At 61.3% G+C, this 22,438-nt stretch carries 23 protein-coding genes and 2 pseudogenes; 12 read left to right on the top strand and 13 right to left on the bottom strand.

Annotation, left to right across the window (positions count from 1 at the left end):
* Positions 1-67: 67 nt before the first annotated feature.
* The 3 genes from ada to ACIPZG_RS15130 are packed head-to-tail and all read left to right on the top strand — an operon-like array spanning position 68 to position 2,000.
* Positions 68-1,144 (top strand): bifunctional DNA-binding transcriptional regulator/O6-methylguanine-DNA methyltransferase Ada, encoded by a 1,077-nt coding sequence (gene ada, locus ACIPZG_RS15140; protein ID WP_400715034.1) that lies wholly within the window; start codon positions 68-70, stop codon positions 1,142-1,144.
* 9 nt (positions 1,145-1,153) lie between these two features.
* A complete protein-coding gene (locus ACIPZG_RS15135; RefSeq protein ID WP_400715355.1) occupies positions 1,154-1,453 on the top strand; it encodes a metal-binding protein in 300 nt (99 codons plus the stop codon).
* Positions 1,440-2,000 (top strand): nucleotidyltransferase family protein, encoded by a 561-nt coding sequence (locus tag ACIPZG_RS15130; RefSeq protein WP_400715032.1) that lies wholly within the window; start codon positions 1,440-1,442, stop codon positions 1,998-2,000. Before ACIPZG_RS15135 ends, ACIPZG_RS15130 begins: the two co-directional genes overlap by 14 nt.
* Before the next feature lie 261 nt (positions 2,001-2,261).
* Here ACIPZG_RS15130 and ACIPZG_RS15125 read toward each other — a convergent pair whose 3' ends face one another.
* Both ACIPZG_RS15125 and ACIPZG_RS15120 read right to left on the bottom strand, forming a co-directional pair.
* Positions 2,262-2,759 (bottom strand): GNAT family N-acetyltransferase, encoded by a 498-nt coding sequence (locus ACIPZG_RS15125; protein ID WP_400715031.1) that lies wholly within the window; start codon positions 2,757-2,759, stop codon positions 2,262-2,264.
* Between the two features lie 188 nt (positions 2,760-2,947).
* On the bottom strand, positions 2,948-4,699 hold the full coding sequence (locus ACIPZG_RS15120) for a murein L,D-transpeptidase (protein ID WP_400715029.1): 1,752 nt from the start codon (positions 4,697-4,699) through the stop codon (positions 2,948-2,950).
* 167 nt (positions 4,700-4,866) lie between these two features.
* Between ACIPZG_RS15120 and ACIPZG_RS15115 the strand changes: the two are divergent.
* Positions 4,867-5,075 (top strand): annotated as a pseudogene (locus ACIPZG_RS15115) (murein L,D-transpeptidase catalytic domain-containing protein); the annotation flags it as partial.
* On the opposite strand, the gene ACIPZG_RS15110 reads toward ACIPZG_RS15115, so the two are convergent.
* Positions 5,074-6,228, bottom strand: a complete 1,155-nt coding sequence (locus ACIPZG_RS15110; protein ID WP_400715027.1) for an MFS transporter — start codon at positions 6,226-6,228, stop codon at positions 5,074-5,076. The pseudogene ACIPZG_RS15115 and the gene ACIPZG_RS15110 overlap by 2 nt on opposite strands.
* A 353-nt stretch (positions 6,229-6,581) precedes the next feature.
* Here ACIPZG_RS15110 and ACIPZG_RS15105 point away from each other — a divergent pair, with 353 nt between their 5' ends.
* Complete coding sequence (locus ACIPZG_RS15105) at positions 6,582-7,799, top strand: amidohydrolase family protein (protein WP_400715025.1); 1,218 nt, start codon at positions 6,582-6,584, stop codon at positions 7,797-7,799.
* Positions 7,800-7,829: 30 nt separating this feature from the next.
* Here the strand turns inward: ACIPZG_RS15105 and ACIPZG_RS15100 are convergent, their stop codons facing one another.
* The 3 genes from ACIPZG_RS15100 to ACIPZG_RS15090 form a co-directional block, all read right to left on the bottom strand.
* Positions 7,830-8,708: a LysR substrate-binding domain-containing protein gene (locus tag ACIPZG_RS15100; RefSeq protein ID WP_400715023.1), complete on the bottom strand. Its 879-nt coding sequence runs from the start codon at positions 8,706-8,708 to the stop codon at positions 7,830-7,832.
* Positions 8,709-8,711: 3 nt separating this feature from the next.
* Positions 8,712-9,350, bottom strand: coding sequence for a LysE family translocator (locus tag ACIPZG_RS15095; RefSeq protein WP_400715021.1), 639 nt, complete (start codon positions 9,348-9,350; stop codon positions 8,712-8,714).
* Positions 9,351-9,429: 79 nt separating this feature from the next.
* The gene (locus ACIPZG_RS15090; RefSeq protein ID WP_400715019.1) at positions 9,430-10,068 is read right to left on the bottom strand and encodes a dihydrofolate reductase family protein; all 639 of its coding nucleotides are present in this window, start codon (positions 10,066-10,068) and stop codon (positions 9,430-9,432) included.
* A 73-nt stretch (positions 10,069-10,141) separates the two neighbouring features.
* Here ACIPZG_RS15090 and ACIPZG_RS15085 point away from each other — a divergent pair.
* The 3 genes and pseudogenes from ACIPZG_RS15085 to ACIPZG_RS15075 form a co-directional block, all read left to right on the top strand.
* Positions 10,142-10,237: pseudogene (locus ACIPZG_RS15085) on the top strand (LysR family transcriptional regulator); the annotation flags it as partial.
* A gap of 101 nt (positions 10,238-10,338) precedes the next feature.
* Positions 10,339-10,794 (top strand): nuclear transport factor 2 family protein, encoded by a 456-nt coding sequence (locus ACIPZG_RS15080; protein ID WP_400715017.1) that lies wholly within the window; start codon positions 10,339-10,341, stop codon positions 10,792-10,794.
* A 329-nt stretch (positions 10,795-11,123) separates the two neighbouring features.
* Positions 11,124-12,272, top strand: a complete 1,149-nt coding sequence (locus ACIPZG_RS15075) for an aminotransferase class V-fold PLP-dependent enzyme (protein WP_400715016.1) — start codon at positions 11,124-11,126, stop codon at positions 12,270-12,272.
* A 168-nt stretch (positions 12,273-12,440) separates the two neighbouring features.
* Here ACIPZG_RS15075 and ACIPZG_RS15070 read toward each other — a convergent pair whose 3' ends face one another.
* Entirely contained in the window at positions 12,441-14,822 is a 2,382-nt protein-coding gene (locus tag ACIPZG_RS15070; RefSeq protein ID WP_400715014.1) for a TonB-dependent siderophore receptor, read from the bottom strand.
* A 364-nt stretch (positions 14,823-15,186) separates the two neighbouring features.
* Positions 15,187-16,155, bottom strand: a complete 969-nt coding sequence (locus ACIPZG_RS15065; RefSeq protein WP_400715012.1) for a FecR family protein — start codon at positions 16,153-16,155, stop codon at positions 15,187-15,189.
* 364 nt (positions 16,156-16,519) lie between these two features.
* Between ACIPZG_RS15065 and ACIPZG_RS15060 the strand changes: the two genes are divergently transcribed.
* The gene (locus ACIPZG_RS15060) at positions 16,520-17,038 is read left to right on the top strand and encodes an RNA polymerase factor sigma-70 (protein ID WP_400715010.1); all 519 of its coding nucleotides are present in this window, start codon (positions 16,520-16,522) and stop codon (positions 17,036-17,038) included.
* 270 nt (positions 17,039-17,308) lie between these two features.
* Here the strand turns inward: ACIPZG_RS15060 and ACIPZG_RS15055 are convergent, their stop codons facing one another.
* Both ACIPZG_RS15055 and ACIPZG_RS15050 read right to left on the bottom strand, forming a co-directional pair.
* Entirely contained in the window at positions 17,309-18,442 is a 1,134-nt protein-coding gene (locus ACIPZG_RS15055) for a PepSY-associated TM helix domain-containing protein (protein WP_400715008.1), read from the bottom strand.
* Between the two features lie 306 nt (positions 18,443-18,748).
* Positions 18,749-19,735 carry a hypothetical protein gene (locus ACIPZG_RS15050; RefSeq protein WP_400715006.1) on the bottom strand — a complete coding sequence of 329 codons (987 nt, stop codon included), beginning with the start codon at positions 19,733-19,735 and terminating at the stop codon, positions 18,749-18,751.
* A 91-nt stretch (positions 19,736-19,826) separates the two neighbouring features.
* On the opposite strand from ACIPZG_RS15050, the gene ACIPZG_RS15045 reads away from it, so the two are divergent.
* The 3 genes from ACIPZG_RS15045 to ACIPZG_RS15035 all read left to right on the top strand — a co-directional run bounded on the left by ACIPZG_RS15045 (position 19,827) and on the right by ACIPZG_RS15035 (position 20,907).
* Complete coding sequence (locus ACIPZG_RS15045; RefSeq protein WP_400715004.1) at positions 19,827-20,120, top strand: hypothetical protein; 294 nt, start codon at positions 19,827-19,829, stop codon at positions 20,118-20,120.
* 35 nt (positions 20,121-20,155) lie between these two features.
* Positions 20,156-20,446: a YceK/YidQ family lipoprotein gene (locus tag ACIPZG_RS15040; RefSeq protein ID WP_400715002.1), complete on the top strand. Its 291-nt coding sequence runs from the start codon at positions 20,156-20,158 to the stop codon at positions 20,444-20,446.
* An 83-nt stretch (positions 20,447-20,529) separates the two neighbouring features.
* Positions 20,530-20,907 carry a DUF4440 domain-containing protein gene (locus ACIPZG_RS15035; protein ID WP_400715000.1) on the top strand — a complete coding sequence of 126 codons (378 nt, stop codon included), beginning with the start codon at positions 20,530-20,532 and terminating at the stop codon, positions 20,905-20,907.
* A gap of 78 nt (positions 20,908-20,985) precedes the next feature.
* Here ACIPZG_RS15035 and ACIPZG_RS15030 read toward each other — a convergent pair whose 3' ends face one another.
* From ACIPZG_RS15030 to ACIPZG_RS15020, 3 genes are all read right to left on the bottom strand, one after another.
* The gene (locus ACIPZG_RS15030) at positions 20,986-21,363 is read right to left on the bottom strand and encodes a hypothetical protein (protein WP_400714999.1); all 378 of its coding nucleotides are present in this window, start codon (positions 21,361-21,363) and stop codon (positions 20,986-20,988) included.
* Between the two features lie 68 nt (positions 21,364-21,431).
* Positions 21,432-22,094 (bottom strand): hypothetical protein, encoded by a 663-nt coding sequence (locus ACIPZG_RS15025; RefSeq protein WP_400714998.1) that lies wholly within the window; start codon positions 22,092-22,094, stop codon positions 21,432-21,434.
* A gap of 97 nt (positions 22,095-22,191) precedes the next feature.
* Positions 22,192-22,383 carry a DUF1289 domain-containing protein gene (locus ACIPZG_RS15020; protein ID WP_016394824.1) on the bottom strand — a complete coding sequence of 64 codons (192 nt, stop codon included), beginning with the start codon at positions 22,381-22,383 and terminating at the stop codon, positions 22,192-22,194.
* Positions 22,384-22,438 lie beyond the last annotated feature (55 nt).

Below are 22,438 nucleotides of genomic sequence, written 5' to 3'. Positions count from 1 at the left end.
ACCGGAGTGCTTGCACTGGCAGGGGGTTTCTACACTGGCTCCACTTCGACCTTAGCGAGATCGCGCCATGAACCAGCTCAAGCCGTCGAGCGCTTGCTTCGGCACAGATGAACAACGCTGGGCTGCCGTGCAGGCCCGCGATCCCGCCGCGGATGGGCACTTCGTCTATGCCGTGCGTACTACTGGCGTGTACTGCCGGCCCAGTGCGTCGTCTCGCCGCCCCAAGCGCGAGAACGTGGTGTTCTTCGCCAGTGCGCAGCAGGCGGAGGCGGCCGGTTTTCGGCCTAGCCAACGTCCGTCACGGGACCAGACACGCGCCCGTGAACAGCGTGCAGCGCTGGTGGCCAAGGCCTGTCGCCTGATGGACAGCGCGCCCACACCGCCAACTCTCGACGAACTGGCCGCTCAACTGGGCCTGAGTGCCTTCCACTTCCACCGTGTGTTCAAGGCCGAAACGGGCCTGACGCCAAAGGCCTATGCCTCGGCCACCCGTGCCCACAAGCTGCGCGAGGAACTGGGCCAGGGCGACACCTCGGTGACGGACGCCATCTACGGCGCCGGCTTCAACTCCAACAGCCGCTTCTACGCCACTTCCGAGCAACTGCTGGGCATGCATCCCCGGGCCTATCGTGATGGTGGCGTGGGTAGCACGATACGCTTTGCCGTTGGCGAATGCTCCCTGGGGCCGATTCTGGTAGCCCAGAGCCAGCGTGGCATCTGCGCGATCCTTTTGGGGCAAGACCCCGATGCCTTGGTGACCGACTTGCAGGACCGGTTCCCCAAAGCCCAGCTCATCGGTGGCGATCGCTCGTTCGAAGCCTTGGTCGCCCAGGTGGTGGGTTTCATCGAAGCGCCCTCGTTGGGCCTGAACTTGCCCCTCGACGTCAGGGGCACCGCGTTTCAACAACGTGTCTGGCAGGCACTGCGGGAGATCCCCCCCGGCACGACGGCAAGCTACAGCGAAATCGCCGAGCGCATCGGCGCGCCAAAAGCCGTGCGGGCCGTGGCCCAGGCCTGCGCGGCCAACCACATCGCGGTGGCGATCCCCTGCCACCGGGTAGTGCGCCGCGATGGCGACATTTCGGGTTATCGCTGGGGTGTCGAGCGCAAGCGCGAGTTGCTCGAACGCGAATCCGGCAACTGAATGCCCCTCATGGCCAAGCAGCGAATCTGGATATTGCTGGGCAGCGACGGAAAGCGCCTGGCCAGCACCCAACCGGGCACCCTGGGCGGCCACCGACGCGGCAAGCGCTATGGCAGGCTCGATTGCCGGGCTGCACTGCAGGCCATTGCGCGCGGCGGGTATGTGAAAGACCGGGTGTTCTTTCTCGACGAGGCTTGCGCCGTTGCTGCAGGATATCGACCTTGCGCGGTCTGCATGCCTGAGGCGTATCGGCAGTTCAAGCGCGCCGCGAAGCAAACATCAGGGAAGGTAGACGATGCAGGCACTTAGCAACGAACGTTTGCTGGCGATCATTCAGGAGAACTCAATCAACCGGGCGTTATTGGCGATATTGCCGACCTTGCAGATACCCCACTGCATGCTGACGGCCGGCTGTCTTTTCCAGACCTTCTGGAATCATCGGTCGGGGCAACCGGCTGAGTGGGGCATCAAGGACTATGACATCGCCTACTTCGATGAAGACCTTTCCTGGGAGGCCGAAGACCGGATCATCGCCCGCGTTCACCAGGCCTGTGCTCATCTTGGGGCCAATATCGAAGTGCGCAATCAGGCCCGCGTCCACTTGTGGTACGAGGCGAAATTCGGTGCCCATTACCCGCCGTTGCAAAAGGTGACTGATGGCATAGATCGCTATCTCATCAGATCGACATGCTTGGGCGTTGATGTCGATACGGGTGAGCTGTACAGCACCCATGGGCTGGACGAACTTCAGAACGACCGCCTCAGGCTGAACGAGTTGAACCCGCAGCCTGAGTTGTTCAGGGTGAAGGCCGCCAGCTACCGAGCGCGCTGGCCCTGGTTGATTCTTGGCGAGTAAAATCGAGCAGGGTTTGCAATGCCAGTCTGGCGGCGTGGAAAAGCGCCTGTTCCAGAGCTTTCCCATTCATCATTCAGGTCCTTGCTGACAAGTGTGTTCAGCCGAGAAGATCGAGCATCCCCTCAGGGTGTTTTCCAGACGGGCTAATTCAATGCGCGTGCTATCGCTCGGGGTCGCCTGAACTGGGTAGCGACCGTCTGGAGACAAGGACAGTACTTTAATGTCGCTCATGAGTGTGCCTGCGCAAAGGGTCGAAAATGGTCACTGCAAAGCAATGGATTTGGCCATTTCCGCCGTTCCAGCCCAACCGCTTTGCTCATAGACCGGTTTGCCCGTCTCGGTAGCGTGCAGGACAGCGAATGTGATCCCTCGGCGAGCGAACTCGGCGTCAGCCGCTTGCATCAAGGCTGAAGCCAGGCCTCGGCGGCGGTAGGCCGGCTGGACGTACACATTCAACACGTACCCACGCTTGTCCAGGGTTGGGTGCGAGGGATGGGGAGGCCAATCAATGCTCATCAGACCAATGGCGGCAACCGGTTGCTCGCCATCCAGGAGTTTGAATCCGTAATACCGACCGTCCCCGAGCCGCTCCTCCAGCCATGGGCGAAAGTGTTCAGTCATGACGCGCAGTGCTTCAGGATTCCCACCCGCCTCAAGAAACATTTGCTCGCGATGCGAGCAGATCATTTCTGTGTCAGAGGGCCCAACTGGCCGGCACTCCAGATTGGAAAATCCTGCACATCCTTGTGATTCGATCATCGTTTCTCCAGCGTCAATAGCGTCGGCTAATAGAGAGGCATGGGATTCAGCTATCACAATCGATCGCTCAGTTCAAGCTGGGACGCACCGCATGCTCACCACTCTTGCCATCGGCAACTACCGCCCGATCAACCATCTTGTATTGCCGCTAGGCTAGCGTATTCGAGCACAGCGCAAGTGGACATGCTTCAATCGGTGGGCGTCGCCATTTCTGGTTGCTCATGCGCTGCCGAAATCTGGCTTTGCCCTGTGACCATCATAGTCGTTTCTGCCTGCGGCAACGCCAAGGCGGGCAGTACTGAAGGCAAATTCAACTGCCGCAATAGCGGCGTGTCATAGCCATAAATGTCGGGCTTGAACGTCACCCGCCCCTCGGTGCTCAAGTCGACTGTCCAGTAGGCCAACAACACCGGTACCTTGACCGGAAGCTTGATGTTCTTGGTCCTGCCATTGGCCAACTGCTTTTGAATCCCCTCGCTGTTCCAGCGCACCGGATCGTTGAACAACAACTCGACCAACTGCAGTGGATTCTCCACCCGAATACATCCGGAGCTGGTGGTGCGCACGGGCTTGGCGAACAACTCGCGATGCGGCGTGTCGTGCAGGTAAATCGCATAGTCGTTGGGGAAACGAATGACCACCTGCCCTAACGAGTTGGTAGGGCCGGCGTCCTGGCGCAGCCTGAGGCCGCGCGCGTTGTTCCAGTCGACGTTCGCTGGATCGAGTTCGTTGCCAGCACGATCAAGGACCCTGATCCGGCTGGCCGCAAGGTAACCCGGGTTCTGCTGAATCTTGGGCAGCATATCCTTGGCCAGAATCGTCGGCGGCACAGTCCAGGTGGGGTTGAAGGTGATGTAGGTGATCTCGGACTGAAACACCGGGGTGCTGCGCACAGGCTTGCCGACCTGCACCCGGGAACGCCAGATGGGTTCGCCGTCGCGGTAGAACGCCACTTTGTAGCCGGCGATATCGACTACGACAAAAGTGCCATGGAGTTTGTAGAGCAGCCAGCGCGCCCGTTCCATGTTCACCCGGACCTGATCAATCCGTGCCTCGACAGGCACATTCAGCGCCGCCAGCGTCGCCGGCCCAGCCACGCCATCCACGCCAAGATACTGATCGACCTGATACTTCTTCACCGCAGCAATGACTTTATCGTCGTAAGCACTGCGCTTGCCCTTATGCGGTTCCAGATAACCACCGGCCACCAGACGGGCACGCAACTGTGCGACCACAGCGCCGTCCATCCCCGGCTTGAGTGACTGCCCTTCGGCGACTTTCGGCCAACCACCGGCATCGCGAACCTGACGCAACTGCGCCAATGCCTCACGCATGCTGCTATAAACCGCCTCTTGCGGCGGCGCCTGGGCGAACGCACGGGCCACATCGTGAGCATCCAGGGCAGCAAAGAAACTGTTCACATCTTCACGGGGATCAACACCGATCGGGTCGAAGTTCCAATGAAAATCCAGCCGCGACGGATTGACCTTGCCGCGCCGCAATTGCAGGAGCGCAGTGATGTAGGTGCGAGTCAGCGCAATATCAAAAGCCGCCGTTTGCGCTGGCGTCGGCGCGGAGGCCTGCAGAAACGATTGAGCCGCGGCCAACTCGTCGCCCCGGAAGTCTGCGGGGTTCAGGCCGTCAGCGTGTATGTCATTCAGGCTCTTGAGCAACTGGGTGATATCGCGCCCGTCTGTCCAGGCGGCGCGATAGTTGCGATGGGAATAGAAATCGAGAACGACGCGATTGATGTCCGCGCGTTGATGCTTGCGAGAGGTAATCAAGGGAGGAAATGACGATACCAGGGGTTCAAGCGCGGCCTGGATCCCTTGTCCAACGATGTCGTCAGGCGCTGCAGTCGCCGGACTGACCTGCGCAGATACCGACAACACGATCTGCGACGTTTCACCCAGCGCAGTGCCGCTGATCAGAAAGACCATAAATAAAGCACGGCTTATGACGAATACCCTTGATGACTGCACCTTGGATAATCCTTAAATCTCTCGCAAATCAGAAAGCTAGCGTCCAAACCGCTGCTAGACTCGACATATTCTTGATGCGATCTACATAGGGCGCTACATAGCTTTGGCTTTCGACGTCGGCCTTCATACCCACAGCCTACGCCGATTCGCTTGAAGTTGCGCTTACCAAAGCTGCTCCCAATGCCAATGCCAAGGTCATCGCCCTGGCGGTTCGTGCCACCCAATGTATCGCGCCCAAGGCGCTGCTCCGGCACAGAGACTTGCAGTGATCGATTATTCCCTGCCCTCAACCGAACAACGGTTGTGGGTATTCGATCTGAAAATGCGCAGCCTCAGCATGCCGCCTTGTCGCGCACGCCCCTGAGCCCTCCCCCCAGGCAGGTAACGGCAAAGGCAACCACCAGCGCGCCCGTCCCCAACAGGAAGATCAGTTGCTGATTGGACCCCTCCACCAGCATGGCGATCAGCGCCGGCGTCACCGCCGCAGCGCCCATCAAGGTGATGCTCACCAGGGGGGTGAGCTTGCCCGTCGGGTCGTTGGTGGTGATCAGCGCCATGTAGTACGACAGCGACAGCACCCAGCCGAAGTTGATCAGCAGCAGCGCCACGAACAGCTGCATCGGCGTGCGGGTATGACCGGTGAGCATGGCGATGGAGATGAATACCGCGACCAACCCCACGGCGATCATCAGCTGGCGATTCACGCGCGCCCCCAGCAAGCTCGGCAGCCCTGCACCCGGCAGGCCGCCAAGGGCCGACAAGCCGAATGCCCAGCCGATATCGACCCCATCGATACCCTGGTCACGCGCCAACTGGTCGATGAAGCCCCAGACACAGTAGATGGCGATCTGCATGAACAGCATGCCCACCAGCGCGCTGCGCCCTGTACGCGCCGAGCCACCCTGGGCGGGCGAGCCCTCGCCGCTGGCCAGCAAGGCCGCCGGGCGACGTGGCAGCGCCAGGCTGGCACCGCAAATCAACAGGTACCACAGGCCGAACGAACACAGGGCAGTCACAGCCCCGCTCTGGGCGGCAAGCACTGGCAACGCGGCGGAAAACAACGAGTACTCCGGCGTCTGCAGCAACAGCATCAGCCCGAAAGAACGGTCCTGGTTGGGCATTCGGCCCAGGGTGGACACCGCGTAGGCATAGACCAGCCCGGCGCAGGTGCCAGCCGCCAGGCGCACGGCCAGCAACAGGGCGTGGGTCGTGGCGAAGGCGGTGGCAATGCTCAAGGCCACGCACAGCATGCCGACGAACAGGCACAGGCTACGCCCGCCATGGCGCTTCATCATTACCGGGCACAACAGGGTGCCCAGGGTCATGCCGATCATCTCGACCGAGACGACCCAGCCCTGCAGGTCGAGTGGCAGACTCAGTCGCTCGGTCAACAATCCCATGAAGATGGGTTGCACGCCACAGACAATGAATGACGTGCAGGCGATGAAAATGAGGGCGGCACGCAGTCGCTTGGAATCATTGATCATGAGTAGATCCCCGAACACAGCTGTTGTTTTTATTGTGGGTGGTGACCGTACCAGAAGCGCCGTGGCAGACAGCTTGCAGGCCCGGTAGCGAACACGGCCGGACCGTGTTCGCGCTCAATCCTGAGCCCTGCTCGAAGGCTTTGAAAGTTAAAAATCGGAATCAACTTCAGTGGGCTTTTTAATGCAGCCAACGTGGCGATGGCTGCATCCAGAAACGCACTGCGGTCGATCCTGATAATTAATTTGTGAGGCCCCTGCTTCTTCCCTACCGTGTAGCGCTACTAACAACCAGAAGGGCCATCGCTCGCCTGCGCGCGTCCTGTCGATCCGGCCCTGCTCCAGAAAGGCCTCCCATGAACGACCGTGAGTTCATCAATGCCATCGACGCCGATGGCCTGCCGCTGCACATCGCCGTGAAGAACGGGCGCATCAGCCACCTCCGCGCGCAACCTGCCCTCGAGGCGGCCCGCGAAACCATCGACCTCGAAGGCCTGCTGGTGCTGCCGGGGTTCGTCGACGGCCATATTCACCTGGACAAGAGCTTCGTCGGTGACCGTTGGCGCCCGCACCAGCCCGTGGCCACCTTGCGTGAACGCCTGGCCGTGGAAAAGCGTGAGCTGGCCAGCGCCCCGCCCATCGTCGAGCGCGCGCAAGCACTGATTCGCCAGGCCGCCTCGTTCGGCACCGTGGCCATGCGCTGCCATGTGGACGTGGACGCCACCACGGGCCTGGACAACCTGCGCGCCATCCTCGAAGCCCGGGAAGCCTGCAAGGACCTGGTCGACATCGAGCTGGTGGCCTTCCCCCAGGCCGGGGTGGTGACCTGCCCCGGCACCGCCGAGGTCATGGAAGCGGCGGTGCGCGAAGGCGTCCAGGTCGTCGGCGGCATCGACCCAACGACCCTGGATGGCGACGCCGAGGCCCAGCTCGACATCGTCTTCGGCATCGCCGACCGGCATGGCGTGAAGGTCGATATCCACCTGCACGAACCTGGTGACATCTGCATCGCCCAACTCGAACGCATCGCTGCACGTACCCAGGCGCTGGGCATGCAAGGCCTGGTGGCGGTCAGCCACGCCTACGGCCTGGGCGACGTGACCGACAGCGTGGTCGACCGCACGGCCCAGGTGCTGGCCAAGGCCGGCGTGTCGATCATGACCAATGCCCCCGGCGAGCATGCCTTCCCGCCGGTGCTGCGCCTGCGGGCCGGTGGCGTGCGGGTGTTCACCGGCAACGACAACATCCAGGACGCCTGGTGGCCGTACGGCAACGGCGACATGCTGCAACGGGCCATGCTGGTCAGCTACCGCTCGGGCTTCAACACCGACGAGGAACTGCGCGTGGCGTTGCACATGGCGACCGAGGCCAGTGCCGGGGTGATGGGTAAGCAGGACTACGGCTTGAAGGTCGGCAACGAAGCGAGTTTCGTCTTGTTCAAGGCGCCCAATGCAGCCGCGGCAGTGGCGGCAGCGCTCCATGAACGGGTGATCGTGCGCCGCGGCGCATTCTGGGGTGGGCCTGCGGTGCTGCAGTTGAAGGCTGCGCAGTTCGCCCACGAACTGCATCGCTGACAACCTGACGGGGGGCGCGTTGCCCCCCGCTTACTCAGCCTCTGCCCTGAGGATACCGATCAGGACATCGGCCAGCTCCTTGACCACCGGGTCTGCGGTGGGCCCATGGAAGATGGCCGCCTCGAACACCTTGATCGACTTGAACCCTTCCTTGGCCCCCAGTATCCGATGTTCCGGCGTCACCACGCGCAACGGCAGCAGGCTGACGCCCAACCCATTGGCCACCGCCTCCTGGATACCCGCCAGGCTGGAACTGGTGAAGCCGATGCGCCAGCTGCGGCCCATCGCCTCGATGGCGTTGATCATGTCGTCGCGGTACAAACCGCGCGGCGGGAAGGTCACCAGCGGGATCGGGTCCTGGGCGAAACACGGATACTGGGCGCTGTCGAACCACTCGATGCGTTCTGGCTGGCAGGCATTGGCTTCGCGGCTGTGGCGCCGCTGCTTGACCAGCACCAGGTCCAGTTCGCCACGGTCGTAGGCACTCATCAGGTCGCGGCTCAGGCCGCCGGTAATCTCCAGCTTGACCTTGGGGTTCCAGCGGTTGAAAGCCGCCAGCGCCTGCACCGTCTTGCCCGCGACAAAGTCATCGGGCAGCCCGATACGCACCGTGACCGTCACCCCACCCGACAATGCCTCGCTCAACTGGTTGCTCACCGCCAGCAGGTGCCGCGCATAGCCCAGCAGGGTCTCGCCGGCATCGGTCGGGTGCACTTCGCGGTTGCTGCGGTCGAGCAACTGGTGCCCGACCATTTCCTCAAGGCGACGGACCTTCTGGCTGACCGTTGACTGGGTCGAATGCAAGCGGGCGGCGGCGGCGGTGAAGCTGCCACAGTCGGCCACCATCACCACGGCCCGGAGCATGTCCAGGTCATAGATCGCGCGATTGGGTTTTGCACTGTCTGTCATGGTTCAGGCCGTCTGCCTGCGCATGGCGAGGATCCCCGCCGCAAACCCGATGAACGTTATCCCTACCCCCCGGTTCACCCAGCGGGACCACTCGGGCCGTAGCAGCATGCCCTTGGCACGCGAGGCCAGCGCGGCATACAGGCTCAGCGACGACACCGAGAGCGCCATGAAAATCGCGGTCAGGATCAAAAATTGAGGGAACAAGGCTGCGCCCTGATCGATGAACTGCGGGAACAGCGCGGTAAAGAACAGCGTCGCCTTAGGGTTGGAAAGCGCGGTGAAAAACGCCGACCTGTACAATTTGCGGCGCGTGGGCCTGCGGCTCTCGCCCTCCTGGATACTCTCGGCCAGCAGCGGCCGCTTGTTGAGCAACTGCTTCACGCCCAGGTAGAACAGGTAACCGGCACCCGCGAGCTTCACCAGGTTGAACAGCATTTCGGAGCTGGCCAGCAAAGCACCCAACCCCAGCATCGCTGCCGCCGAGAGACAGAACAGGCCACTGGCATTGCCCAGCGAGGACCAGATCGTGCTGCGTTGGCCATGGGCAAGGCTGTTGTTGATCGCCATCAGTGTCGCAGGCCCGGGGCTTGCGATGGCAATCGCTGCGACCAGGGTAAAAGCCAGCAAAGTATTCGGGTCCATGGTTCCGGGCTCGTTTCAGCGTTCGAAAAAGGGCTGACGCATGATGCCAGAAACGGGCTGCCATTGATGACTTGCGCTTTCATGCACGCACGTAGCGCAGGTGCGTGGCTTCTGGCGTATTGAGTACAGTGTCGATGCGAAACAGCGGCGCCGGATCGTGCAGGTTTTCGAACAGGCGCCGTCCACTGCCAAAGAGTACCGAGGCCAGGGCAATTTCCAGTTCGTCAATGGCGCCCAGATTCAAGTACTGCTGTATCACCTCCGCTCCACCCGAGATGCGAATGTCCCGGCTACCTGCAAGCGCCCGGGCTTTCTCTAGCGCTTTGGCTGGCCCATCGTTGAAGAAGTGGAACGTCGTCCCGCCCGGGCGCACCCACGGCTCGCGCTGCTCGTGGGTGAGTACCAACACCGGTGCATGAAAAGGTGCTTCTTCCGGCCAGCTTCGCTCGCCGGCGTCGAACATGCGCTTGCCCATGATGTAGGCCCCCGAACGCTCCATGGTGCTGCGCAGCCTATCGTTGACCGGGCCGGTCTCTCCTCCCGAACCGAACAGCAGGTTTTCACGGAAATACTGCTGCTTGAGAATCCAGCTCATCAGGGCGCCCCACTTGGCACCCCAATTGTTGTACTCGGGGTGGTCCCAATGCTCGATGCTCATGCCTTCCGGGGCCATGTAACCGTCAAGGCTAAGCCCGATGTTCACGAATACCTTGCTCATGATTGCCCCTCTGACACTGTGCGGTATCAAGGATAGACCGTGCCGGAAGAGCACAGAAGCTCCTGTGGGAGCCGGCTGCGCGGGCGCGGCGCGCTTGGCCAGCGAAGAACTGCGCTGCGAGGATGAATTGTTCCTGCCCCTGCACAGCGCCCCCTTCGTGCTGGCGATGCTCTGCAGGAAAAATTGTACAAAACAATTTTGCTGTATAGATTTATCCGGGCACCTGCACTATACCTTGTACAGTGACTAATTTTTGTACAGGTATTGTGCATGTCCACTTTCCTGCAACGCTTCGCCGACCGCTTTGCCACGCTGGATACACACAACCTCGCCCTGCTGGGCGACCTGTACAGCGCGGACGTAACGTTCCGCGACCCTCTGCACGAGATCAGCGGCCTCCCGGCGCTGCGCGCCTACTTCACGCAGTTGTATGCCAACGTGCCCGATGTTCACTATCGCTTCGAGGGCACAGACGAACTGGAGCCCGGCCACGGCTACATCCGCTGGACCCTGCACTACCGTCACCCGCGCCTGGCCCGTGGCGAGCTGATCAGCCTGCAGGGCTGCAGCCACCTGCGCTGGCACGAGCGGGTGCACTTCCACCAGGACTACTTCGACGCAGGCGCCCTGCTCTACGAGCATGTGCCGGTGATGGGCGGCGCGATCCGCTGGCTCAAGGGCTGGCGGGCATCGAGTTGCCGTTGGGGCCGCTGTACACCGGGCTGATCCTCGCGCCGATCTGGGCGCTGGTACTGCCGCTGGCCTTGCGCTTCGCGGCGAGATGTTGAGGATTCAAAGCGCTTTTGTCAGTGCCGGCCTCATCGCCGGCAAGCCGGCTCCCACAGGAGTATCACCAGCCTCCAGGCTTGCGCATTGCCAGTGGGAGCCGCGCTTGCCGGCGATGGGCCGCGAAGCGGCCCCACCCTTCAGATGCCTACTTTGGGTCGGTCACTGCCGTTCGACCGAAGCCGCAATCAGTCTCGAGCAATCTTGTCATTTCCCAAGGCTTGGGACAGGGTCTATACCACTGACATCCCTGCCAAAGGAACCACCCCATGTCAAAGCTATATCCCAGTATTGATCCTGAGGGGCTGGTCGAGTACTCGGTGGTCTACACCGACCGCTCGCTCAACCACATGTCGCAGTCATTCCAAAGCGTGATGAACAACATTTCCGCGACCCTGAAACAGGTCTACAACGCCCAGGCCGTTGCGGTAGTCCCGGGCAGCGGCACATTCGGCATGGAAGCGGTAGCGCGCCAGTTTGCCACCGACCAGCAATGCCTGGTGATACGAAACGGCTGGTTCAGTTATCGCTGGAGCCAGATCCTTGAGATGGGCAACATCCCGGCGGCCACCACGGTGCTGAAAGCCCGCCCGATCGACACGGGTCGCCAGGCTGCTTTCGCACCCCCCCCTCTGGACGAAGTGCTGGCAGCCATTGAGGCGCAGAAGCCGCAGATTGTCTTTGTCCCCCACGTTGAAACCTCATCAGGGATCATCCTGCCCGATGACTACCTGCGGGCCGTCGGCGACGCCGTGCATGCGGTGGGTGGCCTGTTCGTGCTGGACTGTATCGCTTCAGGCGCGCTTTGGGTTGATATGCACAAGTGCGCGGTCGACCTGCTGATCAGCGCGCCGCAGAAAGGCTGGAGCGCCTCCCCGTGTTGCGCCCTGGTGATGCTCAGTGCTTTGGCCCTGGAGCGCATCGAGCAGACGCAAAGCAGCAGCTTTGCCTGCGACCTGAAAAAGTGGCTTCAGATCATGCAGGCCTACGAACAGGGCGGACATGCCTACCATGCAACGATGCCCAGCGATTCCCTCGCGCGCTTCAACGAAGTGATGAAAGAGATGCAAGCCTACGGTTTCGAAAAGCTCCGCGGCGAACAACAGCGCTTGGGCGATCGGGTGCGTGCCATGTTGACCAGCAAAGGCTTCAAGAGCGTGGCCGCAGCCGGCTTTCAAGCCCCTGGCGTAGTGGTGAGCTACACCGATGATGCCGGCATCAGGAGCGGCAAGAAATTTGCCGAACACGGCCTGCAGATCGCCGCCGGCGTGCCGTTGCAATGCGACGAGCCGGCCGATTTCCAGACTTTCCGCATCGGTCTGTTCGGACTCGAAAAGCTGCACAATATCGAGCGCACGGTCAGCACCCTCGAGCAGGCTCTGGACGAGGTGATGGCAAAAAAAGTTTTGCCAACCTAGTGAAAGAGGCAGAAGGAACCCTGGACGTGGGAGCGGCTTTACGCCGCAAACGGCAAAAAGCGGCCCCGACGATAGCTGCATTCTCGCAGGCTTCGTGGAGCCGCTGCATAGCCTGTAGCGCCACAAGGCCGCTCCCGCAGAAGCACACGCGCATTCGCGGCAAGTGGTTTACCAGTTGTAGGTAACGGTCCCGTACACTGTACGCTGCTGCCCATATTGGCAACCCATGTTGCTGAAGCATCCGGCCACGTAGTCCTCGTCGAACAGGTTGGTGGCGTTCAGCGAGACCTCCATGCCGTCCAGCGACTTGTCCACCTTGCCCAGACTGTATGCAACCAGTGCGTCGACGACGCTGTAGCTGTCGACCTTGAAGCTGTTGGCCGTGTCGCCGTAGGTGCTGCCCACATAGCGGGCACCTGCGCCCAGGCGCAAGCCGTCCATCAGACCGCCCTGAAAGGTGTAGTCACCCCAGATCGAGGCCATGTGCTCGGGGGTGCGAAACGGCGTGTTGCCCTTGTTGCCAGCCTCCGACTTGGTCACCTCGACATCGTTCCAGGTGTAGCTGCCAATCACATTGAAGCCCTTGGCAATCTCGGTCTTGCCCTCCAGCTCCACGCCCCGGGAGCGTACCTCGCCTTCCTGGCGGGAGAAACCGTTGATGTTCTCGGTGGCGTTCTGCTTGGTCAGGTCGAACACCGCCACGGTGTACAGGCTGTTGGAACCTGGGGGTTCGTACTTCACACCCACTTCGTACTGCTTGCCGATCTCGGGGTCGAGTTGCGAATTGTCGGCCGTTACGCCCATGACCGGCAGGAACGACTCGCTGTAGCTGGCATACGGGGCGATGCCGTTGTCGAACAGATAGACGATACCGGCGCGGCCGCTGAACTTCTCGTCCTTCTGGGTCTGCGGCTCACGGTCGTCCTTCTGGTTGCTGGCCCAGTCATAGCGGCCCCCAAGCAGGAATACCCACTTGTCCACCTTCAGTTGATCCTGCAGGTACAGGCCGGTCTGCGACAGCTTCTGCTCGTAGCTGGCCTGGCTGAACGGGATGAAGCTCAGCGGCTGGTTGTTGTTGGGGTTGAACACATCGAAGGTACCGTTGATCAGGCTCAGCGCCTGGTCCTGATCGAACTTCCCATTGTTGTAGTCCACGCCGGTCAGCAACGTATGCTCCACAGCGCCGGTGGCGAAGTTTGCCTGCACCTGGTTGTCCATGGTGAACAGGCGGCCGTCGCCCTTGCGCTCGTCTGCATAGCGCATGTATTCGTCGCCCACCGGCATGAGCAGGGCGATTTCTGCGCTGGACTGGCGGTAGTCGCTGTAGCGCACGTTCTGGCGCAGGGTCCAGACCTCGTCCAGATTGTGCTCGAATACATAGCCCAGCGAGGTTTTCTCGTTGGTCATGTAGTCGAAGGCGGTGTCGCCGACGTAGGTGTCACGGTCGAGGCGGCCGCGTGGGTCATGGAATACTGTGCCTTGAGCCGGCAACGGGTTGGCGAAGTTGCCGGTCTGCTTCTGGTATTCGGCCAGCACGGTCAGCTCAGTGTCGGCGCTGGGCCGGAAGCTGATGGCCGGGGCCAGGTACTCGCGGCGGTTGGTGATGTGGTCGGCCTGTGCATCGGCCTCGCGGAACAGGCCGGTCAGACGGTAGCTCCACACACCCTCCTCGTCCAGCGCGTCACCCAGGTCGAAGGCTGCCTGTTGGTAGTCGTGGTTGCCCGCCTGCAGTTGCACCTGGCGCAGTGGCTCGGTGGTCGGCCGCTTGCTCACCAGGTTGATCTGGCCGCCAGGATCGGAGGCGCCGTACAGTACCGAACTGGCCCCGCGCAGCACTTCGATGCGCTCCAGCCCATAAGGCTCGGGGGCATCCCAACCGAGGAAGTCCGGCAGAAAGGTACGCGTGCCGTCGCGCAGCATTCGTCCGGTGCCCTGCTGGAAGCCGCGGATGGTCAACTGGTCGGTAACGAACTGTGGACCGGCCAGCTCGGCGTTGATGCCTGGGGTGTAGCGCAGGGCCTGGGCCACGGTCTTGGGCTGCTGGGCCTGGATCTGTTCACGGGTCACCACTGACACCGAATAGGGCGTCTCAAGTATCGGCGTGTCGGTCTTGGTGCCGGCCGAGGCACGCTTGGCCACGTAGCCGTCGTCCGGAGACACCGAACTGTAGGCCTGGCCAGAGATGCTGGTGCTCGGCAGCATCATCGCCGCGTCCCCCCCGCCGCTGCCCAGCAAAGTCACGTGGTTGCCTTCGATGCGATAGGCGATCGAGGTGCCCTGCAGCAGTTGGCGCAGGGCCTCCTCAGGCTCCATCTGTCCCGACACCCCGCGGCTGCGCAGACCCGACACGGTGTCCTGGCTGTAGATGATCTGCAGGTTGGCCTGGTTGCCAAGGTCGTTCAGCGCCGAGGCCAGAGGTTTGGTCGGGATGTCGATGCGCAGAGGCTCTGCCTTGGCCGGCAACGCTGCGGTAATGACCAGCCCCAAGGTGGCGGCGGCGATGGAACGGCGCAGCCGGTGTGCCGGTTGATTCAACAAGAAGGCGCTCATGATGCTCCTGATCATTAGGGTTATGTTGGCATGTTGATGGGGGGCTGACGCCTGGCCAGGCCAGCCCACGCAGCGCTGCAGGAGCAACGGCAGCGCTCGCGCAGGCAACGGAGTTGGGCAGCGAAGCGACGGGTCAGGGCACACCTGACCTGGGGCAGATCATGCAGGCTGGATGTTCGGGAAGTGCTCATCGTCGCGGGTTCCAGGCGGATGTTGCCTAGATGACGAATGAGGTTTTTTTTTGTTCAGAAGATTATCTGAGATTGCTGTTAGCGATATGGCGCTGAGCAGAAAAGGCCCACAGGGCGACGTTTCGAAGATAGCGCCATGATTGGTTTGCAGGGGCCCGTCGCAATCTAGGGTCTCAGCGCGATGAAATCATGATCACGCCATCACCTCGGCGCAGCTTCACCGGCAATACCCGTGGTAGGGCATCAACCAGCTGGGCAAGGTCGCGGGTGTCGTAGATGCCGCCGAAGCGCAACTCGCCGGCCGCGCTGCTGGCGTCCAGCTGAAGCGGCACATCAAGGTAGCGATTGATCTGCGGCAGGGCGTCGCGCAGGCTGATGTCGTCAAGTACCAGCTTGCCGTTGCGCCAGGCCTGTGCCCGGGACGGATCGGTGCGACCCAACTGCGGCATGCCCCCATGACGCACCGACGCCTGCATGCCGGCGGTGAGCTCAGCGCCCTGATTGTGCCCCTCGCCGTCGTCAATGCGAGACACCAGCACGGTGCCCTCGGTAACGGTCACGGTAGTCTGCGCCTGCGCGGTCCACACGTTGAAATGAGTGCCAGTGACCCGCACGCGGGCATTGTCGGTGCTGATCAGGAAGGGCTTGTCGAGGTCACGGCGCACGTCGAAGTAGGCCTCTCCATCGTGCAGCAGCACCTCGCGTTGGTCGCGGTAACCCAGGTACAACAAGCCAGTGCGGCGGTTCAGCTCCACCTCGCTATGGTCCGGCAACTGCACCTGGCGCCGGTTTTCCTCTGCCATGTAGTAACGCACGCTGCCCGGCAGCACACCCCAGGACCAGCCTGCGGACCAGGCACCTGCCACAGCCAGCAGTAACACTGCGGCCCTCGCAAGCCACGCAGTCGGCCGGCGCCGACGGCCAGACAATGCCACTGGCGTGGCGATACGCGCAGGCAACTGTTCGCTGACCTGCCACACGCGACACATCTTCCGGTACTCCTGGGCATGCACCGGGTCGGCATCATACCAGCGCAGGAACTCGGCGCGGTCGGCATCGGTGCACTCATCAAGATGCAAGCGCACGCACCAGTCGGCGGCCATTTCGGCGGGTGTGTGCGGGGCTTGGGAAGGGATTGGCATGTACGGCTGGAAGTGAAGAAAATTTCGTCAAGCTTACTCCATGTCACTGCCTTGTTGTGACCTGCTTGCCCAATTCTGCGATTTTTAAGAATGAGCCGGATGGCGTGTGTCGCTTCGCCTGCCAAGCCGACATCGCAGGCCCAGCGCTCATCTGATGTCCTGTCCTTGGCGGTTGACAGCTTCTAGCACTGATGCCCGAGGGCGATTCTTGATACGACGATGAGTGCGAAATAACTTCCGTAGACCCGCTTCTGTCCGTTTATGGATGCAGTGCGTGATAAGCGGAGAGTTGTTGCAAACAATTCTTAGTAATACTAAATTCTCCAGCCTTGCTACCAGACCTCACGAATGGATCAGGTGCCTCATGCAGAAACACGGTGCAGCCCAAAATGGGCCCACTTTGCTAGACGTGTTCTTTGAGCAGCGTTCGCGCCTGATCGGGCTTGCCGCGAAGATCATCGGCTGCCGCAGCCATGCCGAAGACATTGTTCACGAGGCGTTCATCAAAGTGGACGATGCTGCCGAAGCGGAGCAGATCCACTCCCAGGCGTCCTACCTGACGCGAGTGGTCCGCAACCTGTCGATCGACCATTACCGCCGGCGCCAGTTCGAGGAGCGGCTGATGCGCCAAGACGTCGACAGCTGCGAGTCGCCGGTCATGCTCGGTGAAAGCCCTGAGGCGCTTGTATCGGATCAGCAAGTGCTGGAACGCGTCTCCGGAGCCCTTGCCGACCTACCCGAGCGCACCCGCGACGCTTTCGAGATGTGCCGGATCCATGGAATGACGCAGCGGGAGATCGCCAAGATCCTCGGCGTGTCACCATCGCTGGTAAATGCAATGATTCGCGATGCACTGCAGCATTGCCGGGAGAAGGCGCTGTAGTCATCACAGTATCAAGCGCGAGCACGAGGGCCGCTCATGGAACCCTCACGGCCGGATGCTAGAAGGGAGAGCGCTGTACTTGGGGCGCTTGATGCCTGAGGCGTTTTTGACGCCACACCCGGACTCCGCCCACAATAATCAGTGGCCCTCCCAGTGCGAGCCAAGACACGACGTCGTACAGCCCATCCCCCAGCAACGCCGACAACAATCCTGACGATGCCAACAGGCCGATCAGCACCGGCCAGCGAAAGATCATCCATAGCCCGCGCCTCATGCCCTTGCCCCCTGCTCTACTGCCGGCTCCGCTCCCGGAACCTGACGGCGGCGCCCCCACCACAGGTAGACGCCGCTGCCCAGGACCACGATGGCGATCACATCGAGCACCGCCCATATGATCTTCAAGGGCAAGCGTCCGTAATCACCGAAATGCAGCGGTTGCGAGATCAGCAGCGCGCGCACATACAGCGGCATGTCACGCATGTCGGTCAGTTGCCCGGTCTGGGCGTCGATCAAAGCTGGCTTGAGCAGCTTCGAGCTCACCGGGGTCTTGCCACGCATGAACACCGCATAATGGTGCTGGCTGCTGAACAGGGTACCGGGAAAAGCGACGAACACCGGCTCCAGTTCAGGTGCCGCGGCCCGCGCCGTTTCTAGTGCCGCGTGCAGCGAGCCGAGTGTTTTCAGCGGCGGCGCGCTCTTGTAGGGAGCGGTCATCTCGGCCAACTGGCCGTTCTGCCACAGTCCAACGATGGGCAGCGCCAAAGTGTTGACCACCCCAGTGACGCCAACCACCATCACCCAAACCAGCGTCACCATGCCCAGTACATTGTGCAGATCGAGCCATTGCAGCCGGCGGCTGCGCCCGGTGCGCACGGTGGCGAACTCCAGCTTGCGCATGAACGGCGTGTAGACCACCACGCCCGACACCAGTGAAGCCACCAGGAACAGTCCCATCGTACCCAGCAGCAAGTAGCCGGGCAGGCCGATGAAAAGATCGGTGTGCAGGCGCAGAACCACGTCCATGAAGCCGGTCTGGGGCGGCTCGGGGGCAAACAGTTGGCCATTGCGCTTGTCGAACAGGTGCACATGACCGTCCAGCGGCGGCGGTACCAAGGTCTTGCCGGTGAATACCGCGCCGTAGGGATCGTCCGGCTCAAGGCCGACAAAGCGCACGACCTCATCCGGACGCGCAGCGAGTGCCCCGGCGATGACCTGGTCGTAATTGATTACCGGAGCATCGGCAGTCAGCGCCTTGGGCGCCGGATGCGGATCGAATAGCGATTCGATTTCCTCGTGGAAGATCAGCGGCAGGCCGGTCAAGCACAACAGGAGCAGGAACACGGTACAGACCAGGCTGGTCCATTTGTGCACTAGATACCAGTATTTGAGGGCTTGCCGGGTCATGTGAAGTGATCCTTCAACAATCCATACGCGTCAACGAAGTGCGCAGGGTACCTGCCCGTCCGCAAAGAGCGCCAGTCGATCTGGATGCAATCGGTGATTAAGCTATCTTCCACCAACGGCAACTCTGGGTCCGAAAGCAGTCAGTCGAGAGTGGCTGATTTCGATCCTTTGGGCCGATAGTGGTCGGTCGCAATTGACCGCATTCGAACTGAAGCGCATTCGAATCATCATTGGAGCCGTGTATGGCGCTAAGAACATACATTGGTACTCAAGATGCCCTGCCCCATGCCGATACGGGACTGACCCTCAGGGCACCACGATCTCATCGGGAAACGGATCGCCCGCCCGGCGACTCGGACGCACGCCCAGCACCTGACTTTCCAGGCTCTGTACTACGGTGTTTCCACCCTCGATTTGCAACCCGCTACGCCGATCCTGGGCTTGCGTATCCAGTGGCAGGCTGAACAGTAATTGCCCGTGATAACGGCTGACCTGGGTGTTGGCGGGGTAGTAAACAGGGCCGAAGTCGAAGGGATGATTCGAATAGCCCTCCCACGAGTCTCCCTCTCCGTAAGGCCGGTCAAGGATCATGATGAATTCGCGCAGTTCGATACCCTGTACCGTTACCGGCGTTTCGTCGGACCTGGCAACCCACCCAGCGCCGTTGGCGATTACCCTTACCGGCCCAGGCCAGGTGATGCCACCCAGCCCGGTGCCAGGCGCCAGCATGCATTGATCCAACCGCCACTGCGAATGCTTGAAGCGCGCGCCAAACGGAAACTCGTACACGACCTGACCTGGTTCGCAGTGCCAGCCTTCCAGTTCATGTGCCGCCAATGTCTTGACCGTCGCTGAGCCATCCCACAATTCAAGACTCCTTACCTCAAGCCCCTTGATGGTGCCAAGCGTGCGGTCGAAATCGGCGTGCTTGAGGCTCTGCAGGCCATATGGAACGGGCTCGCCGGCCAAGTCGTCGAAAGGTTCCAGGTATTGCAAATGGACCTTCGTACCTGCCGGTAGCACCAGGTCGCCCACCACTTGCTGCTCCTTCAGCCGAGGGTGGTGGGCTCGCCAATCCTGCCAGAGCCTAAGGGTGGACTCGACGTATGGCAGGCTGCCGGCAGCTAAAAACATCATCAAGAAGCCGAACTTCCACCGCCGCGCCAGCATGTAACGACGGCTTGGCGGAAACAGCATGGCGATCAGACCAGCGGTGAAAAGCCAGAGAAAAACCTCGGAAAAAATGTAGATCATGTAGCCCAGCAACATGAGCGGCATATCGACAGGAATCATGGACGTCCTTGTAAGTCCTGATGCAGTCCGCGCAGAATAAATCAGCTCGCAGTGATGCCCCAAGCTTCATCATGGAAGGAAATCCCCCGGCATGATGCCCGACGACTCTTTACGTTTTACCCGCTGGCTTGCAGGCCTCTCGATCACCACCGTGATCCTGGGCTTGGTTTTGGCGCTCTATGTGCTGCAGTCGCCAATCACTTCTCCCATCAACATTTCGGGTGTCCTAGCGCTCGGCGTTCTGGGACTCACCAACCTGATTTCTATGGCGTTGAACGCGGTTTACTGGTTTATCCGCAGGTGGCCGAAATGGCTTCTGGTGACGCTCGTCATTCAGGCCACGCTGGCAGTGGCTGGGTTGCTTCCCTTCATTTGGCCAACCTGATTTTGTGGGACGAAACCACATCTACAAGGGAATGTATGCCTGCAAAAATTCTGTTGTTTGTCATCGTGTTGTCACTAGGTGGCTGTTTCAGCACCATCGGTCACATGAGTGGGGAGCGCTGCATTTATTACGGTACTCGCACATCCTGGGCCTGGGCGAATCACCCCGATACGCTGAGCAGTTGGCCAATCCTGATCGATACGCCGTTCTCGTTTGCGCTGGACACCCTTTTGCTGCCTTACGACCTCACAGCGTTCTTGCCTGAAAGCATGGGTGGGGACCGTAGCGAGTGCGTGATCAAGGGAGGGTTGAGCGTCATCATGTGATCAGCCCGTGGTGACGTACAGCCGAACCAGGTCATGCTCTAGTTGATCAGGCATAATCGGCCATCCACCCAGGACAGAGCCTTATGAATCCCTACTTGCAAGAAGTCATTGACCTGCACGAACAGATCGAAGCGCTCTTCCGCGCAGGTGAGGCCCAGGTAGAAGCGATGGTCGAGCGGTTCCATCCGGACTTCTCCATGATCACGCCTTCCGGTGTCGAGGTCGGGCTGCAGGATGTAGCCGTCCTGTTCGCCCAACGTGCAGGCAGCCAGCCTGGATTGAGCATTGAGCTCACCGAGCTGCAGGCCTTGGCACAGTGGCCGGACGGTGCGCTGATTCGCTACCGGGAGACGCATCGACTGCCTGGCCAGGACGCAACGACACGGATCTCGACTGCACTTTTCAGCCTTCAAGGCGACCAGGTGCTCTGGCGTCATCTCCATGAAACCTGGGCGGCGTGAGCCTTCGCACAGGCGGCTCCTTCCCTGGCCTGATCTGCCTGGATCAGGCGAGTGCCTTGCAGGCCTCGCCTATTGCGCCTACACGACGAACACGATGCGCTCTGCGGTACTGCGCTGCCAGGCCGCTTCGACCTCGCTCAAGGGCACGGCCTGCGCCTCGACCTTCATCCCGGCCGGCTTGATCGCATTCAGCAGTTGCCCGACCACCTTCACCAAACCTTCGTTGGAGACACTGCCCAGGCCACTGCCGAGCATCTCAAGGCCGGTGCCGCGCAATACGCTGGGGTTCATCGGCAGGGTCGCGCCAGCAATCGCGCCAATATTGACGAAGCGCACACGGGGCGCGGCCTCTCGGCGGGTATGACCGCCTAATGCATCGAGGATGCAGGCAGCCGGATGCCCCCACAGGTAATCCAGCACGATGTCGCAGCGCGAGTTGGCAGGATGCCTGGGCACACATGGTCATGGCCAGTGTTGGTTACGACCAGGCCACTTGCCAACGCAACGGGGCCTCATGCTCATCATTACCCTCCCAGCGCAATGATCCCGAACATCAGTGCCGTACCCAGGATCGCAAACGCCAACCCCGTCGCCATGGGGTAGCCACCCGAGTGACGGGCCAATAGCCAGCCGCAGATGAAGAGCAGCGCCAAGGCCACCAGATTGGAGGCGCGCAAGGCCAATGCGGCGTCATTGGTGAGCAAGAACGGAATCACCACAGGGAAGGTGGCCAGCACCACCAGCGAGAACACGCCCAGGCTGCCAAGCACATCGACAGGCCCCAAGCGAGGGCGGACCGGCTGGTCGGCGTACTCGACCAGACGCTGGCGTAGCATTTCCAGCACCTGCGGGTTCGCTATCACAGCGATGCGGGACGGTAGCGCATCGGCGATCAGCGCTCGCCCTTCCTCTTCGCTGGCGTCGTGCTTCAAGTAGCTCACGAAGTTGCGGTTGCGCGTACGCTCGGTCCAGGTACGCAGCAAGTACATGACCGCGTCGGCGAGCCCCCAGGCCAGGTTGCAACCCAAGGCGGCGTACAGCATGGTCCGCACTTCTTCACGGCCTGCCGTGGCGACGCTCAGCGTACCCACGAACGTCATCGCCATGAGCAGGCCGAAGATCACTTCGGTCACCCGGTCGACGGGGTCGAGGATTCGATTTCGTTTGTCTTCTCTGGGCTTGGCCATAGTACCCTCGCTGCCGCTCGTCACACGAAAGCCCGACCTTTTGCACCACTACTGACAACGTGCCGAATCAAGGATAGTCGGCGTTACCCGCCGGTGTTCAGCGATGCTTGGCATTCTTCTTGGCAATGGCCTTCATGCGCGTAGCGGCGCGCTGTACGGTGGCCATCTTCTCCGGGCGTTTCATGCCACGCCATTTGCGGATTTCCTCGCGCGTGCGGCCACAGCTGACGCACAGCTCGCTGTTGAGTTGGCACAGTGAAACGCAGGGGTTGTCGATGTCTTTGGCCATGGGCTGCTCCGGTGCGGGGCGCGGATCATAACCCTTTATCGCCTGTTCCGGCCCA

It is taken from the genome of Pseudomonas sp. NPDC089395, from assembly GCF_044749525.1.
Lineage (GTDB): Bacteria > Pseudomonadota > Gammaproteobacteria > Pseudomonadales > Pseudomonadaceae > Aquipseudomonas.
The sequence above is the reverse complement of the archived record's forward strand: the minus strand, read 5'-3'. Positions and strand labels throughout refer to the sequence as shown.

Excerpts from the sequence above, each read along its gene's own strand:
- ada (WP_400715034.1), top strand. The coding sequence starts at position 68 with ATGAACCAGCTCAAGCCGTCGAGCGCTTGCTTCGGCACAGATGAACAA.
- ACIPZG_RS15135 (WP_400715355.1), top strand. The coding sequence starts at position 1,154 with ATGGCCAAGCAGCGAATCTGGATATTGCTGGGCAGCGACGGAAAGCGC.
- ACIPZG_RS15130 (WP_400715032.1), top strand. The coding sequence starts at position 1,440 with ATGCAGGCACTTAGCAACGAACGTTTGCTGGCGATCATTCAGGAGAAC.
- ACIPZG_RS15125 (WP_400715031.1), bottom strand. The coding sequence starts at position 2,759 with ATGATCGAATCACAAGGATGTGCAGGATTTTCCAATCTGGAGTGCCGG.
- ACIPZG_RS15120 (WP_400715029.1), bottom strand. The coding sequence starts at position 4,699 with ATGGTCTTTCTGATCAGCGGCACTGCGCTGGGTGAAACGTCGCAGATC.
- ACIPZG_RS15110 (WP_400715027.1), bottom strand. The coding sequence starts at position 6,228 with ATGATCAATGATTCCAAGCGACTGCGTGCCGCCCTCATTTTCATCGCC.
- ACIPZG_RS15105 (WP_400715025.1), top strand. The coding sequence starts at position 6,582 with ATGAACGACCGTGAGTTCATCAATGCCATCGACGCCGATGGCCTGCCG.
- ACIPZG_RS15100 (WP_400715023.1), bottom strand. The coding sequence starts at position 8,708 with ATGACAGACAGTGCAAAACCCAATCGCGCGATCTATGACCTGGACATG.
- ACIPZG_RS15095 (WP_400715021.1), bottom strand. The coding sequence starts at position 9,350 with ATGGACCCGAATACTTTGCTGGCTTTTACCCTGGTCGCAGCGATTGCC.
- ACIPZG_RS15090 (WP_400715019.1), bottom strand. The coding sequence starts at position 10,068 with ATGAGCAAGGTATTCGTGAACATCGGGCTTAGCCTTGACGGTTACATG.
- ACIPZG_RS15080 (WP_400715017.1), top strand. The coding sequence starts at position 10,339 with ATGTCCACTTTCCTGCAACGCTTCGCCGACCGCTTTGCCACGCTGGAT.
- ACIPZG_RS15075 (WP_400715016.1), top strand. The coding sequence starts at position 11,124 with ATGTCAAAGCTATATCCCAGTATTGATCCTGAGGGGCTGGTCGAGTAC.
- ACIPZG_RS15070 (WP_400715014.1), bottom strand. The coding sequence starts at position 14,822 with ATGAGCGCCTTCTTGTTGAATCAACCGGCACACCGGCTGCGCCGTTCC.
- ACIPZG_RS15065 (WP_400715012.1), bottom strand. The coding sequence starts at position 16,155 with ATGCCAATCCCTTCCCAAGCCCCGCACACACCCGCCGAAATGGCCGCC.
- ACIPZG_RS15060 (WP_400715010.1), top strand. The coding sequence starts at position 16,520 with ATGCAGAAACACGGTGCAGCCCAAAATGGGCCCACTTTGCTAGACGTG.
- ACIPZG_RS15055 (WP_400715008.1), bottom strand. The coding sequence starts at position 18,442 with ATGACCCGGCAAGCCCTCAAATACTGGTATCTAGTGCACAAATGGACC.
- ACIPZG_RS15050 (WP_400715006.1), bottom strand. The coding sequence starts at position 19,735 with ATGATTCCTGTCGATATGCCGCTCATGTTGCTGGGCTACATGATCTAC.
- ACIPZG_RS15045 (WP_400715004.1), top strand. The coding sequence starts at position 19,827 with ATGATGCCCGACGACTCTTTACGTTTTACCCGCTGGCTTGCAGGCCTC.
- ACIPZG_RS15040 (WP_400715002.1), top strand. The coding sequence starts at position 20,156 with ATGCCTGCAAAAATTCTGTTGTTTGTCATCGTGTTGTCACTAGGTGGC.
- ACIPZG_RS15035 (WP_400715000.1), top strand. The coding sequence starts at position 20,530 with ATGAATCCCTACTTGCAAGAAGTCATTGACCTGCACGAACAGATCGAA.
- ACIPZG_RS15025 (WP_400714998.1), bottom strand. The coding sequence starts at position 22,094 with ATGGCCAAGCCCAGAGAAGACAAACGAAATCGAATCCTCGACCCCGTC.
- ACIPZG_RS15020 (WP_016394824.1), bottom strand. The coding sequence starts at position 22,383 with ATGGCCAAAGACATCGACAACCCCTGCGTTTCACTGTGCCAACTCAAC.